At 39.9% G+C, this 13,967-nt stretch carries 10 protein-coding genes; 9 read left to right on the top strand and 1 reads right to left on the bottom strand.

Annotated elements, in window-relative coordinates; translation table 11 throughout:
• Window positions 1-10 precede the first annotated feature (10 nt).
• The 9 genes from EGT34_RS09685 to EGT34_RS09645 all read left to right on the top strand — a co-directional run bounded on the left by EGT34_RS09685 (window position 11) and on the right by EGT34_RS09645 (window position 13,430).
• A complete protein-coding gene (locus EGT34_RS09685) occupies window positions 11-886 on the top strand; it encodes a hypothetical protein (protein ID WP_000218798.1) in 876 nt (291 codons plus the stop codon).
• 460 nt (window positions 887-1,346) lie between these two features.
• A complete protein-coding gene (gltB, locus tag EGT34_RS09680) occupies window positions 1,347-5,822 on the top strand; it encodes a glutamate synthase large subunit (RefSeq protein ID WP_171068624.1) in 4,476 nt (1,491 codons plus the stop codon).
• A 69-nt stretch (window positions 5,823-5,891) separates the two neighbouring features.
• Window positions 5,892-7,313, top strand: a complete 1,422-nt coding sequence (locus tag EGT34_RS09675) for an FAD-dependent oxidoreductase (protein WP_000840834.1) — start codon at window positions 5,892-5,894, stop codon at window positions 7,311-7,313.
• Between the two features lie 174 nt (window positions 7,314-7,487).
• The gene (locus tag EGT34_RS09670) at window positions 7,488-8,375 is read left to right on the top strand and encodes a metal-dependent hydrolase (protein ID WP_001017322.1); all 888 of its coding nucleotides are present in this window, start codon (window positions 7,488-7,490) and stop codon (window positions 8,373-8,375) included.
• Between the two features lie 131 nt (window positions 8,376-8,506).
• Entirely contained in the window at window positions 8,507-9,097 is a 591-nt protein-coding gene (locus EGT34_RS09665) for a LemA family protein (protein ID WP_000846931.1), read from the top strand.
• Between the two features lie 21 nt (window positions 9,098-9,118).
• Window positions 9,119-10,201 carry a TPM domain-containing protein gene (locus EGT34_RS09660; protein WP_001246375.1) on the top strand — a complete coding sequence of 361 codons (1,083 nt, stop codon included), beginning with the start codon at window positions 9,119-9,121 and terminating at the stop codon, window positions 10,199-10,201.
• Window positions 10,195-10,755 (top strand): TPM domain-containing protein, encoded by a 561-nt coding sequence (locus EGT34_RS09655; RefSeq protein WP_000258949.1) that lies wholly within the window; start codon window positions 10,195-10,197, stop codon window positions 10,753-10,755. Before EGT34_RS09660 ends, EGT34_RS09655 begins: the two co-directional genes overlap by 7 nt.
• 343 nt (window positions 10,756-11,098) lie before the next feature.
• The gene (locus EGT34_RS09650; RefSeq protein ID WP_000993718.1) at window positions 11,099-11,560 is read left to right on the top strand and encodes a pilin; all 462 of its coding nucleotides are present in this window, start codon (window positions 11,099-11,101) and stop codon (window positions 11,558-11,560) included.
• 241 nt (window positions 11,561-11,801) lie between these two features.
• Window positions 11,802-13,430, top strand: coding sequence for a PglL family O-oligosaccharyltransferase (locus EGT34_RS09645; RefSeq protein WP_001195771.1), 1,629 nt, complete (start codon window positions 11,802-11,804; stop codon window positions 13,428-13,430).
• A gap of 40 nt (window positions 13,431-13,470) precedes the next feature.
• On the opposite strand, the gene bfr is transcribed toward EGT34_RS09645, so the two are convergent.
• Window positions 13,471-13,935, bottom strand: coding sequence for a heteropolymeric bacterioferritin subunit Bfr (gene bfr / locus EGT34_RS09640; protein ID WP_000678123.1), 465 nt, complete (start codon window positions 13,933-13,935; stop codon window positions 13,471-13,473).
• Between the last annotated feature and the right edge of the window lie 32 nt (window positions 13,936-13,967).

Here is a 13,967-nt window from a genome sequence, read left to right as displayed (position 1 = left end):
AAGGTAAAGCATGACTGTATCACGTACACTTTGGCAGAATGTTCAACAATATATCTGGTTGGTTGGTGGTATTGTCTGCTTATTCCTTGCTTTTATTTTTTGGGTCATAACTGATAATAAAAAACTGGTTGAGGTTGAAAAGTCGGCTGATTCCGATGCACCCGTACAAATTCAGCCAGAGAAAGTTGCAACCACTCCTAACTTAGGTGCTTTAGCTGACGAGGTTCGTCCACTGGATTTAACAACACGAACTGTGGCGTCAGGTGAACATGAGCCTGAGTTTCGTGGCACAAAATTTATTAATGAAAATAAAAAACAATGGACGCTTGAGTTATTCAGAGCTTCTGATGAAGACATCATTAAAAACTTTTTAAAAAGTCGTACTGATCGTAATAAGTTTATTTATTTCCGCTTAAGCGGAGAACAACAAGCAGAACAGTATGTGTTGGCTTACGGAACATTCAAACGTTCAGAAGATGCGGTTCAGCAATTAACACAGATTAATTTGCAGTTACCTGATTCGGTTAAACCTCAGCCACAGCAGTTCTCAAGTTATGCCCCACTGGTAAATGATTTGGGGGCAGATGAGATGAAAGGTGGCAATAATCAGTTATATGAAGTTAGATTGCGTCCAGCAGCTTTGCCTAGAATTGATGAATCTTTATTAATGTCAGCTCCAGCGAGTGGTACCCTAAACACTCAGCCAAAACCTGCTAGTACTAACTCGGCTACAAAAACTACTATTGTGCGTCGTGATGCGGCAGGAAATGTGGTTGATGTACAACAATCAAATTCTAATATTGATCAGCCAAATAAACCTGCACAGACAAGGGGTAATGAGAATCAACCAAAAAATGCTACAAATGAGGGCACAAGAGGGAACTAAATCACCTTAAGTTGTGCTCTAAAATAGTGCAAATATATGGTGTATTAATATTTTTTGACCAGATGTGGTGCATATTTAGTCATTTTTTAACATGATAACGTGAATAAAATAATTATATTTATAATAAATATAAAGGTTTAGGTCTATTTTTTTATTTTGGCACACTTTTTGCTTTATTGTTGTGCTTATTAATGTGCTGCAAACTATTTTAGCCTCTAAGAAGTGAATTCTATGCAGAGTCGTGGGGTCGAACTGCTTTAAAAGAGTGCGAAATAAGTCAAAACATTTTTCTAGCAAAAACCAGTGTACGTAAAAATGGAACAGCGTATATTGGCTTATCCGCCCAAAATTTTTTTTTGCGAAACATTGAGCTAACTATCGTCCATAGGCACTATCGCAAAAAGAAGTTGTTTGTTTGACGCTCGAAAGAGCCTTATTGAAAGAAGGGTACGCTATGCACATGCCATCGCCTAATACTGTAGCTCCCGCTCAAGGTTTATATCAGCCTGATGAGTTTAAGGATAACTGTGGTTTTGGACTGATTGCCCATATGAAGGGTGAATCAAGTCATCATCTAGTAGAAACCGCGATTCACAGTTTAAGTTGCATGACGCACCGTGGTGGTATTGCCGCAGATGGCAAGACGGGAGATGGTTGCGGCTTATTATTGGCGATGCCAAAGCAATTTTTCCGTGATGAAGCAAAAAAACTGAGTGATATTACACTGAGTGAAATTTTTGCCGTGGGTACGGTATTTTTAAATATTGATCCAGCATTAGCACAGCACTCTAAAAATATTTTAACGAAAGAAATTGAGTCAGAAGGTTTACGTGTACTTGCTTGGCGTATCGTTCCAACAAACAACGATGCGTTGGGTGAAATCGCGCTTCAATCTTTACCTGCTTTTGAGCAAGTCATCGTAAACTGTCCAATGGGCGTAACTGAGGTTGAATTTAACCGTAAGTTATTCTTGGCGCGTCGCCGTGCGGAACAACAACTCCAAAATGATCCGTTATTTTACGTGACTACGCTTTGCTCGACAGTTATTAGCTATAAAGGCTTAATGATGCCTGCGGCGATTGCCGAGTTTTATACAGACTTGGCAGATGAGCGTTTAAAATCACATATCGTGGTATTCCACCAACGTTTCTCTACAAATACATTACCTCGTTGGCCATTAGCTCAGCCATTCCGTTATCTTGCGCATAATGGTGAAATCAACACAATTACAGCAAACCGTAACTGGGCATTAGCGCGTACTCCTAAATTTGAAAACCCATTATTACCAGGTTTGACTGAGCTTAACCCGATTGTAAACCGTACAGGTTCGGACTCTTCAAGTTTAGATAATATGCTTGAGATTCTGGTGGGCGGTGGTATGGATTTATTCCGTGCTTTACGTATGCTCGTGCCACCAGCTTGGCAGAACGTTGAAACTTTAGATGCAGACTTGCGTGCATTCTATGAGTTCAACTCAAAACATATGGAAGCTTGGGATGGTCCGGCAGGCCTCGTTATTCAAGATGGTCGTCATGCGATTTGTATGCTTGACCGTAATGGTTTACGTCCAGCGCGTTGGGTAATTACCAAAAATGATTACATTACCTTGGCATCTGAAATTGGTGTTTGGGGCTATGAGCCAGAAGATGTGGTATCAAAAGGTCGTGTAGGTCCTGGTCAAATCTTGGTTGTAGACACCCTTACAGGTAAAGTGCTTGATACTAAAGATGTTAGCAATCACTTGAAAAACATGCGTCCGTACCGTGAGTGGTTGCGTGACCATGCGATTCGCTTAAATGCAAACCCGGAACTTGAAGAACAACTTGTTGATAAATGTTTAACTGGCGATGCATTAAAAGCGGCTCAAAAAATGTTTATGGTGACATTTGAAGAGCGCGATCAGTTGTTACGTCCAATCGCTGAGAGCGGCCAGGAAGCTGTGGGTTCTATGGGTGACGATACACCAATGGCTGTATTGTCTCGTCAAGTACGTCATGTGACCGATTACTTCCGTCAACAGTTTGCACAGGTGACAAACCCGCCAATTGACCCATTACGTGAGTCAATTGTTATGTCACTTGAAACCTGTTTGGGTCGTGAGCAGAACGTATTCGAACAAGGCCCTGAACATGCTGATCGTATCATCATCTCTAGCCCGGTTTTATCAAATTCAAAAATGCAGCAAATTCGTAGCATTGAACGTGCGGGATATGAGGCGGTTGATATTGATCTGAACTATGCTGAAACCGAAGGTTTGCAAGCTGCGATTACTCGTATTTGTGAAGAATCTGCACAAGCGGTTCGTGATGGTAAGACCTTAATTGTTTTAACTGATAAAAACATTCGTCAAGGTTATTTGCCTGCAAATGCTGCGCTTGCGACAGGTGCGGTACACCATCACCTCATAAAAACTGGTTTGCGTACTGATGCAAACATTATGGTTGAAACCGGTTTTGCACGTGATCCACATCAATTTGCGGTGTTACTCGGTTTTGGTGCTACTGCCATTTATCCATACCTTGCATATGATGTAATCAATGATTTGATTGCTAAAGGTGAGCTTTTAGGTGATCCAATCCATGCACAGGCAAACTTCCGTAAAGGTATCGAGAAAGGCTTATTAAAAGTTCTTTCAAAGATGGGTATCTCGACAGTAGCTTCTTACCGTGGTGGTCAGTTATTTGAAGCAGTTGGTTTATCTTCTGAAGTTGTAGATCAATGTTTCTTGGGTGTTCCTAGTCGTATCCAAGGTGCAACATTTGTTGATCTTGAAAATGACCAGAAAAAGTTAGCGGCTACAGCTTGGTCTAACCGTAAACCAATTGATCAAGGTGGTTTGCTGAAATTCGTATTTGGTAAAGAATATCATGCGTTTAACCCAGACGTGATTAACTCGCTACATAAGGCAGTTCGTTCTGGCAAATACGAAGACTTTAAAGAATATGCCGAGTTAGTGAATAACCGTCCGATCGCGACTATTCGTGACTTATTTAAGTTAAAAACAACCAATCCAATTCCGGTTGAGCAAGTTGAATCGGTTGAAGCTATCTTGCCTCGTTTCGACTCGGCAGGTATGTCATTAGGCGCGCTTTCTCCAGAAGCCCATGAAGCAATTGCAATTGCCATGAATACCATTGGTGGTCGTTCAAACTCTGGTGAGGGTGGTGAAGATCCTGCGCGTTACGGCACAATTCGTAACTCCAAAATTAAGCAAATTGCATCTGGTCGTTTTGGTGTAACACCTGCATATTTAACTTCTGCTGAAGTCTTGCAAATTAAAGTTGCTCAAGGTGCGAAACCAGGTGAAGGTGGTCAGTTGCCAGGTGGTAAAGTGAATGGCTTGATTGCACGTTTACGTTACTCTGTTCCGGGTGTGACACTTATTTCACCTCCGCCGCATCATGACATTTACTCTATTGAAGATTTGTCGCAACTGATTTTTGACTTGAAACAAGTTAACCCGAAAGCCATGGTATCTGTGAAGTTAGTATCTGAGCCGGGTGTAGGTACGATTGCTGCAGGTGTTGCTAAAGCATATGCAGACTTTATTACTATTTCGGGTTATGACGGTGGTACTGCTGCGTCTCCGCTTTCATCAATTCACCATGCAGGTTCGCCATGGGAGCTTGGCTTGAGTGAAGCGCATCAGGCACTTCGTGTAAATGACTTGCGTGGCAAAGTACGTGTACAAACTGACGGTGGTTTAAAGACTGGTCTTGATGTTATTAAGGCGGCTATTTTAGGTGCTGAAAGTTTCGGTTTTGGTTCTACACCAATGATCGCATTAGGTTGTAAATACCTACGTATTTGCCACTTAAACAACTGTGCGACCGGTGTTGCGACTCAACAAGATCATTTACGTCAAGAGCACTATATTGGCGAACCACAAATGCTCATTAATTTCTTCCACTTTATTGCAGAAGAAACTCGTGAATGGTTGGCAGCTCTTGGTGTAGCTTCACTTAAAGACTTAATTGGCCGTGTAGATTTACTTGAAGTCTTACCGGGTGAAACAGAGAAACATGCTCATCTTGATTTAAGTGCATTGTTAACTTCTCATCCTGCTGCTGAAGGTAAAGCGCAGTATTGTGAAGTAGAAGGTAATGCACCGTTTGACAAGGGTGTATTGGCTGAAAGAATGGTTGAAGAAATGCTTCCTGCAATTGAGTCAAGCGCTGGTGGTCAATTCAACTTTAATGTCGTGAACTGTGACCGTTCAATTGGTGCACGTGTATCGGGTGAGATTGCTCGTCGCTATGGCAACTTGGGTATGGAAGCACATCCGGTTGTAATGAACCTAACAGGTACTGCTGGTCAGTCACTTGGTGTTTGGAATGCTGGTGGTTTGCACATCCGTCTTGAAGGTGATGCAAATGACTATGTAGGTAAAGGTATGGCTGGTGGTCGTATTTCGATCTTCCCACCAAAAGGTTCACCTTTCCAAACACAAAATACAGCAATTATTGGTAATACTTGTTTGTATGGCGCAACTGGCGGTAAGTTATTTGCTGCAGGTACAGCAGGTGAGCGTTTCGCAGTTCGTAACTCTGGTGCGTTCGCTGTTATTGAGGGTGCAGGCGACCACTGCTGTGAATATATGACTGGTGGTGTTGTGACTGTGCTTGGAAAAGTGGGTCATAACTTCGGTGCAGGTATGACAGGCGGTTTTGCTTACGTGCTTGACCTCGATAATGACTTTGTAGATTACTACAACCACGAGTTAATTGACTTAACCCGTATTTCAACCGAATCTATGGAAGATCATAAAGAATTCTTATTGCGTATTATTGACGAGCACATCAAGGAAACAGGTAGTGCTTGGGCTTACAAAATCCGCAACGAGTTTGACTTCTACAGCCGTAAATTCTGGCTTGTAAAACCAAAAGCTGCTAACTTGCAATCGCTTTTGAAAACTACACAAGCTGACCCACAATAATTCCACGACTGCAAAGACATAGGCAGGTGCGGGCAACAAGGAAATCCGCGCCTACCCACGGAGAGAGACATGGCAGAACGCCTAAATAATGACTTTCAATTTCTGGATGTACCACGTCAAGATCCAGAGAAAAAAGATATTACTGTCCGCAAAGCAGAGTTTGTGGAAATTTATAAACCTTTTACTTCGGAAACTGTAACTAATCAGACGCACCGTTGTTTAGGTTGTGGTAACCCATATTGCGAATGGAAATGTCCTGTACATAACTACATTCCAAACTGGCTAAAACTCATTGCTGAAGGCCAAATTTTCCAGGCTGCTGAGCTTTGCCATCAAACAAATACTTTACCTGAGGTATGTGGTCGTGTATGTCCGCAGGACCGTTTGTGTGAAGGTGCTTGTACCTTAAATGATGGCTTTGGTGCAGTAACCATTGGTAATGCTGAAAAATATATCAATGACACAGCTTTTGCTTTGGGTTGGCGCCCAGATATGTCACATGTGAAGTGGACAGGTAAAAAAGTTGCAATCATTGGCGCAGGTCCAGCAGGCCTAGGCTGTGCCGACATTTTAGCTCGTGGTGGTGTTAAACCGGTGGTATTTGACAAGCGTCCTGAGATTGGTGGCTTACTAACATTTGGTATTCCAGAATTCAAGATGGAAAAAGATGTCATGAAACGCCGCCGTGAAATTTTCACAGGCATGGGCATTGAATTCCGCTTAAATACTGAAATTGGTAAAGATGTCACGATTGATGAATTACTTGCTGAATATGATGCAGTATTCATGGGGATGGGTACTTATACCTACATGAAAGGTGGTTTCCCTGGTGAAGATCTTGACGGTGTTTATGATGCGCTTGATTTCTTAATCTCTAACGTGAACCGTTGTCAGGGATGGGAAAAGGACCCAAGTGAATACATTAGCATGGATGGTAAAAAAGTTATTGTTCTTGGGGGGGGTGATACCGCAATGGACTGTAACCGTACTTCATTACGTCAAGGTGCCCACGACGTAACATGTGCATACCGCCGTGATGAAAGTAATATGCCGGGTTCGGCACGTGAAGTAAAAAATGCGTATGAAGAAGGCGTAAAGTTCTTATTTAACCGTCAACCAATCGAGATTGTTGGTGAAAATGGCAAAGTGACAGGCGTAAAAGTGGTAACGACACAAATGGGTGAACCAGATAGTCGTGGTCGCCGTAGCCCTGAGCCAATTCCGGGTTCTGAAGAAGTTTTACCAGCTGATGCAGTTTTGCTAGCGTTCGGTTTCCGTCCAAGCCCTGCTGACTGGTTTGGTAGTGTGAATATTAATCTTGATGGTTCTGGTCGTGTTGTTGCACCTGAACAGCAGGAATTTAAATTCCAGACTTCAAACCCAAAAATCTTTGCTGGTGGTGATATGGTACGTGGTTCAGACCTTGTAGTTACAGCAATCTGGGAAGGTCGCCAAGCTGCTGAAGGTATTTTAGATTACCTTGGTGTTTAATCTAAAAAATCATTATTAAAGTTTTTGATAAAGCCTGCGATATGCAGGCTTTATTTTTTTACCATTAGTCAGTTTGATGTTTTTGGCAAATACAATAAGCTTTTTTGCCCTGTTTAGCCCCTTAGTCGCAAGAGATACTCAAAGCTTCCTTCTTCAATACAATAGGTGTTGAATATGAATATCGCAGGTATGACGGCAGAAAAATCATATTTAAATCGTCGAAAAGCGTTGGGTATTACAGTGCGTCGCCTTGAGTTTAATCCTCAAGCTATCAAACGCTATTATTTTGCAAATTCGCCTTTAATGTCCCATTTTTTAACTGCACTCTCTTCAACATTTCCCGTAGGAGAACAGTTTTTTGTAAATAGCGTGCGTAATGTACGTGACAAAGTTTCCGATCCTCAACTACAGGCTCAGATTGCGGCATTTATTGGGCAAGAAGCAATGCATTCGAAAGCACATGGAGAGTTCAATGAGGCTTGGCGTCGTGATGACTATAATCTGGATCGCTTTCAAAACTGGTTGAATGAGCGTGACAAGTATTTAAGAACAATTTCTCCTAAGCTGCAGCTAGCACTGACATGTGCATTTGAGCATTTTACGGCTTTGCTGGGGGGATATATTTTACAGCATCCAGAACTTCTAAAAACTTTGGATCAAGATGCGTTAAAGCTTTGGGTTTGGCACGCTATAGAGGAAATCGAGCATCGTTCAGTTGCATTCGATGTCTATCAACAGGTATATGGCGATGACCGTATTCGTCGTTTACTCATGCGGAGTGTTACTACAGGGTTTGCAAGTCTTGCTTTTTATGGCACTACACGGCTATTTTGGCAAGATAAATGGAAGAGCTTGCCTAAAATCGGAGGTAACTTATTTGGGCTATATTTACTTGCTAAAATGCTTATACAGCTAACTCCTGAATATTTTGCTTATTACAAAAAGGACTTCCACCCGAGTCAGAAAGATTATGGCCATATGGTTGATTATTGGAAAAGTTATTTGGCTGATGAATATCAAATGACAAGTTTCCAAGAGGGAAAAAATCCAAGACCAAGCTAATAAAAAAACCGGATTTAAAAATCCGGTTTTTTTAAATCTATAAAATAAAAGCAACACAATAATGCCAAAATCGTCATACAATCGGGAAAAGTGGTTAAAAATATAAAGAAAAACTTGAGGATAATGTGACGATGAAAACGTTTAAACAACTTGCTATCGCGACAACACTTGCCAGTACCCTATTATTTTCAGGCTGTGGCTATAATACTTTACAGGTTAAAGATGAAGCTGTAACAGCGGCTTGGTCTGAAGTACAAAACCAATATCAACGTCGTGCCGATCTAGTTCCAAATTTGGTAAATGTTGTAAAAGGTTATGCTAAACATGAAGAACAGGTTTTAACAGAAGTTACTCAAGCACGTGCCAATGTTGCAGGCTTGAAGGTTGATAAAGAAGTATTAGAAGATCCAGCATTACTTGAAAAATATCAACAGGCACAAAGCCAGTTAACTGGGGCATTATCTCGACTTATTGCCGTTTCAGAAAACTACCCGGATTTAAAAGCCAATACCCAATTCCAAGAATTGCAAGTTCAGCTTGAGGGAACAGAAAACCGAATTGCTGTTGCCCGTAATCGTTATATTACAACTGTTCAGGACTATAACGCTTATGTTCGTCAGTTCCCACAAGCAGTAACAGCAAAAGTGATTGGCATGCATCCTAAAGCCAATTTCTCTGCAGAAGCATCTGCTCAGCAGGCTCCAAAAGTTTCTTTTGATTAATTTAAATCAAAGGAGTGCCGCATGAGAAATACTATATTGCTTCAGCCTAAGCAAATTAGGGTATTCGTTATTACTTTAATTGTTCTCTGCTGTGGTGTTCTGTTTCAGAATGCGGCTTGGAGTGAGAATAATATTGCCACTGCTACCGATGAAACGGATACGGTAGTGGCAGGCAAAATTATTCAACAGCAGCAAGCTCAAGCATCTAAGCCTCAAATAAATTCTCAGGCAGCTTCGAGTGTCACACCTCAAACGCAAGTTGCAAATGATATGGCTGATGGTGAATCAATTCGTGGTTTACCAACATTAAATCAACCTGTCATTGATCAAGCTAACGTTTTGAGTGAAACTGAAAAACAACAGCTTAGCCAGAAAATCTTAAATCTGTACCAGCAAGGTAAAGCACAAATAGGTATTGTGATTGTACCAACTACAGGTCAAGAAGATATTTTTGATTATGCTTTGCGAGTAGGTGAAAAATGGCAACTCGGTTCGAGTAAACGAGATAATGGCTTACTTATCGCAGTTGCAATTAATGACCATAGAATACAGATTCTAACTGGATACGGTTTAGAAGGGGTATTACCTGATATTGTTGCAAGTCGAATTATTCGAAATCAAATTACCCCTTATTTTAAACAAGCCCAATATGCTCAAGGACTAAATGCAGGACTTGATGAAATTGGAAGAATTTTAAATTTAGATCCGGAAGTTGCTCAGCAAGCTGCTCAAGATTTAAAAGAACGCCAACATCAAGCTGCCGAAGAACAACAAGCCAAACAAACAACGCTTACAATGGCTTTATTTATTCTTGTTGCTGGGGTTGTGGGATCATTTATTGTTGGTCGACCACTTAGCGCGTCAACAGCTGGCGTTGCGGCAGCGGTAGCTGGTTTTGTAAATGGTGCTGGCGTAGTAATGAGTTTACTACTGGGTTTTGGTATTTTCTTTTTACTCATAACTTCAATTGCCCAACTGATTTTACAGGCTATTCTGAGTGGAGCTGGTGGCGGTGGACGCGGAGGAGGTTTTGGCGGTGGTGGCGGAGGCTATGGCGGCGGCGGTGGACGTTTTGGCGGTGGAGGTGCTTCAGGCTCATGGTAACAACATCAGAAACAACCCAAATTATTACTCAGCCAAAAATTGAGGAATCTGTAGAGCCAAGTTTAAAACGTTGGTTTAAGCATTTTTGTTATTTACCAGCAAGTAGCAGATATTTCTCCAAACAAGACAAACAAGTTATTGCTGAGGCTGTACAGCAAGCAGAGCATGGACATGTTGGCGAAATACAGGTTGTCATAGAAGGCCATATCCCATGTTCACAAGCGTATAGACAAAATACACGTTTAAGAGCCCAGCAATTATTTGCAGAACTGGGTGTATGGGATACAGAGCTCAATAGTGGTGTATTGCTCTATTTAAATCTGTGTGAACGCACAGTAGAAATCATCTTTGATCGTGGGATTAGGAATGCAACTACTGAACAAATATGGCAGCAGATTTGTAAGTCGATTGTAGAGCAGCTTCAACAAAAGCAATATCAGAAAGCGGTAGTTACAGGAGTTCAGCAAATTGGAGAAGTGATGGCACGCTTTTACGATGAAAACATGCCAGATCAATTAAATGAATTAGGTAACGCACCTATCATTATCAATTAAATGATTGACTCAAAAATTTAGTTGTTTTTTTTTAAATTTTTGCTCAATAAGGTGGCTGACAAAAAATGTCACCTATTTGATTATTTTTATAGAGATTTTTATCACATTCGTTATTAAAAAAATGAAATAGACAATAAATTAATTTTTATCGGTGATCCAGTCCTACTAAATTCCTAGTGACAATTTTTGTCAGTTAATTACAGCTTAAGCTACTAAAATAAGGCTTTATAAATTATAAGCTTATGTTTTTTAACAATAATAAAAGTTGGCATGGTTGCTGCAATATATTTGATAGCTGAAAAGCTTATATAAAAACATACATACAATCTTTGGGGAAAAGGCTATGAATGCACAAAAAGGTTTTACATTAATCGAACTTATGATCGTGGTTGCCATTATTGGTATTTTGGCTGCGATTGCGATTCCTGCTTATCAAAATTATGTAGCTCGTTCTCAGGCTACAGCTGGATATTCTGAAATTAGTAACATGCGTACGGGTTACGACACCGAATTAAATGATGGTACAGCGATTACCTCTCTTTCTCAAGTTGGCTTTACTGCGACTTCATCTGGCGCATGTTCAGCCATAGGTGTTACAAATTTTGGTAACGATGGCGCAGCTACTAACGCTATTACGTGTACTTTAAAAGGAAATCCAAAAATCGCTGGAAAGATTATTTCACTTTCACGTTCAGCGACCGGTGCATGGACTTGTAGTACAGATATTGCCACTACTGACGAATTCTTACCAAAAGGATGTACGGGTGGTGGAACACCAGCCGTTGGTGCAATTACTACTTTGTAATGTTCATACCATATTAAAAAATGCGCCTTATTTAAGGTGCATTTTTATTTAAAGGCTATCAGTATTAAATTTAATAAAACATTTTATTTCTAATATTTATATGAATAGCTAAGAAAATAATTTTACTTTCAGAATTATAATTTTAAAAAATTGAATAAAATAATTTGCATATAGAATATCATTTTGCTTACTTTCTTCCATGTATAATCCTTTTCAAGTTTTTGGTCTGTAACCTGTCACTATGCAAGTATTTTTTCTGTTCCTCGCTGCAATTTTGTTGGGTTTTGCGTGGTTATCACCATTTCACTATAACCCTTGGGTAATGTTTTCTAGTGAAATGAGTACTTTTGCGGCAGGTTTAAGTGTCTTAGCTGCACTTTTTTATCAAAATATTAAAATTTCACGTGCACAATTATTGCTATTGCCATTTATTTTAATTCCAGTGGTGCAGTGGGCTTTTGGTCTAGTTTTTGATTTTAGTACAGCTTTGTTAAGTTCACTTTACTTATTAGGCTTCTGGTTTATGGTTGTGGCGGGTTATAACTTGTCACTAGATCAACAAAAGCGAGATCAAATTTTTACAGGCTTTAGCCTATTACTGATTATTGTATCAATTGCGACCAGCTTTATTGCGATATGCCAATGGTTAAATATTGAGTCTCATTTTGTGCATATGTTGCATTTAATTGGTAACCGTCCTTACGGCAACTTTGGTCAACCTAACAATATGGCAACCTTTCTGATTATGGGGCTATTAGGTTGTCTATTTTTATATGAAAAGAATAAAGCAACAGTTTGGTTACTTTTCCCTTCAGCACTCCTTATCTTGTTTACAATCACTTTAAGCCAATCAAGAACGTCTTGGGTCGTTTTTCCATTTTTACTTATCTATTGGATAGTTAAACTATTTGGAAAACAAAAAAGATTTGGTTTTATTCAAGGGTTCTTGTGGTGCGCTGGTTTTTTTGTAATAGCTGGCGTGATTCTGCCATTTGCTACTAGTTTAATTGAGGCATGGTCGAGCGCTGATGTAACCCAAGCAAGTAGTTTAGTTGAAAGAGCAAGTTCTGGATATTTACGTTTTAATATCTGGACCCAAATGCTACTTGCTGTACAGCAGCATCCTTGGTTGGGGTATGGTTGGCACCAAACCAGTGTGGCGCAAATGTCTGCTTATGCTCTTTTTCCAACAACTGAGTGGACGACCAGTGCCCATAATATTTTATTAGATCTCATCATCTGGAACGGTATCCCAATAGGTATAGTCATTATTGCTTACTTTACGTGTTGGTTCCTTTGGCTAAATCAGCAGGCTAAAGAAACTATCTCAATTATTGCAATTATGATGGTGTGTACCGTACTCATTCATACCATGTTAGAGTTTCCTCAACGCTACGCTTACTTCTTGCTTACTTGTGGATTCTTATTAGGCATAATTCAGGCACAGACACCTGTACTCAAAGGTATTGTGCTCAACAAGCAGGTTCTTCGTTTAATTTGGGGAGTAAGTTTAATACTTCTGCTAGCAATTTGGCGTGACTATAATGTCTATGTCACAAATAGTAATTTGCTGTTTAAGAATAAACAGCCAAATGCTGAGGTTTTGGGAAGTAATCAGATTTTTGTTTTAACGCAGTTTGAGCAGCGTTTAAAATGGATTGAAATGAAGCCTGAAACTACTTTATCTGATGCTGATTTAGCAGTGTGGGGTAATTTCGTAAAAAATAAAGCAACGCCTTATAACTTGCGTAAATATGCCCAGCTACTTGCCTATAATGGAAAAGTAGAGCAAGCTGAGCAACAAATATTTATTTTGCAGCATCTTTATCGACAGCAAATAACTTTGGCAGAGTTGTTAAAAGATAAATAAAAAAATCCCCTTGAGTACAAGGGGATTTTTTTATGAGGAATTACATTTGGCTTTGGATATAATTTTCGATACCAACACTGCCAATAAGATCAATTTGAGTATCTAACCAATCCCAATATTCTTCCTCTTTTTCTAAGATTTCTTGTACCAAATCACGCGTTACATAGTCTTGTTCGGTTTCGGCTAAAGCGACCGCTTTCTGAATTGCTTCAATATTTTCTTTTACTTTACGGATGTCGCATTGCAGAACTTCTTCTGTATGTTGACCGATATACAATTTACCTAAGTGTTGAAGATTAGGGAGACCTTCTAAAAATAAGATACGCTCAATAATTTTATCAGCATGCTTCATTTGGCGAATTGATTCTTTATATTCGGCAGAACCGAGTTGTTCAATTCCCCAATCATTAAACATACGAGAGTGTAAAAAGTATTGATTAATTGCAGTTAAATGATGATACAGCACTTGGTTGAGCTGATTAATGACATCACGATTGCCTTTCATTGTAGCTACTCCAAAACAATTTCTGCCTTAAT

The sequence above is a fragment of the Acinetobacter sp. FDAARGOS_558 genome (assembly GCF_003937785.1).
Lineage (GTDB): Bacteria > Pseudomonadota > Gammaproteobacteria > Pseudomonadales > Moraxellaceae > Acinetobacter > Acinetobacter baumannii.
This window is presented reverse-complemented; position numbering and strand designations above follow the sequence as displayed.

Coding starts and splice junctions, on each gene's coding strand:
- bfr (WP_000678123.1), bottom strand. CDS start 13,935: ATGAAAGGCAATCGTGATGTCATTAATCAGCTCAACCAAGTGCTGTAT.
- EGT34_RS09675 (WP_000840834.1), top strand. CDS start 5,892: ATGGCAGAACGCCTAAATAATGACTTTCAATTTCTGGATGTACCACGT.
- EGT34_RS09655 (WP_000258949.1), top strand. CDS start 10,195: ATGGTAACAACATCAGAAACAACCCAAATTATTACTCAGCCAAAAATT.
- gltB (WP_171068624.1), top strand. CDS start 1,347: ATGCCATCGCCTAATACTGTAGCTCCCGCTCAAGGTTTATATCAGCCT.
- EGT34_RS09670 (WP_001017322.1), top strand. CDS start 7,488: ATGAATATCGCAGGTATGACGGCAGAAAAATCATATTTAAATCGTCGA.
- EGT34_RS09660 (WP_001246375.1), top strand. CDS start 9,119: ATGAGAAATACTATATTGCTTCAGCCTAAGCAAATTAGGGTATTCGTT.
- EGT34_RS09650 (WP_000993718.1), top strand. CDS start 11,099: ATGAATGCACAAAAAGGTTTTACATTAATCGAACTTATGATCGTGGTT.
- EGT34_RS09665 (WP_000846931.1), top strand. CDS start 8,507: ATGAAAACGTTTAAACAACTTGCTATCGCGACAACACTTGCCAGTACC.
- EGT34_RS09645 (WP_001195771.1), top strand. CDS start 11,802: ATGCAAGTATTTTTTCTGTTCCTCGCTGCAATTTTGTTGGGTTTTGCG.
- EGT34_RS09685 (WP_000218798.1), top strand. CDS start 11: ATGACTGTATCACGTACACTTTGGCAGAATGTTCAACAATATATCTGG.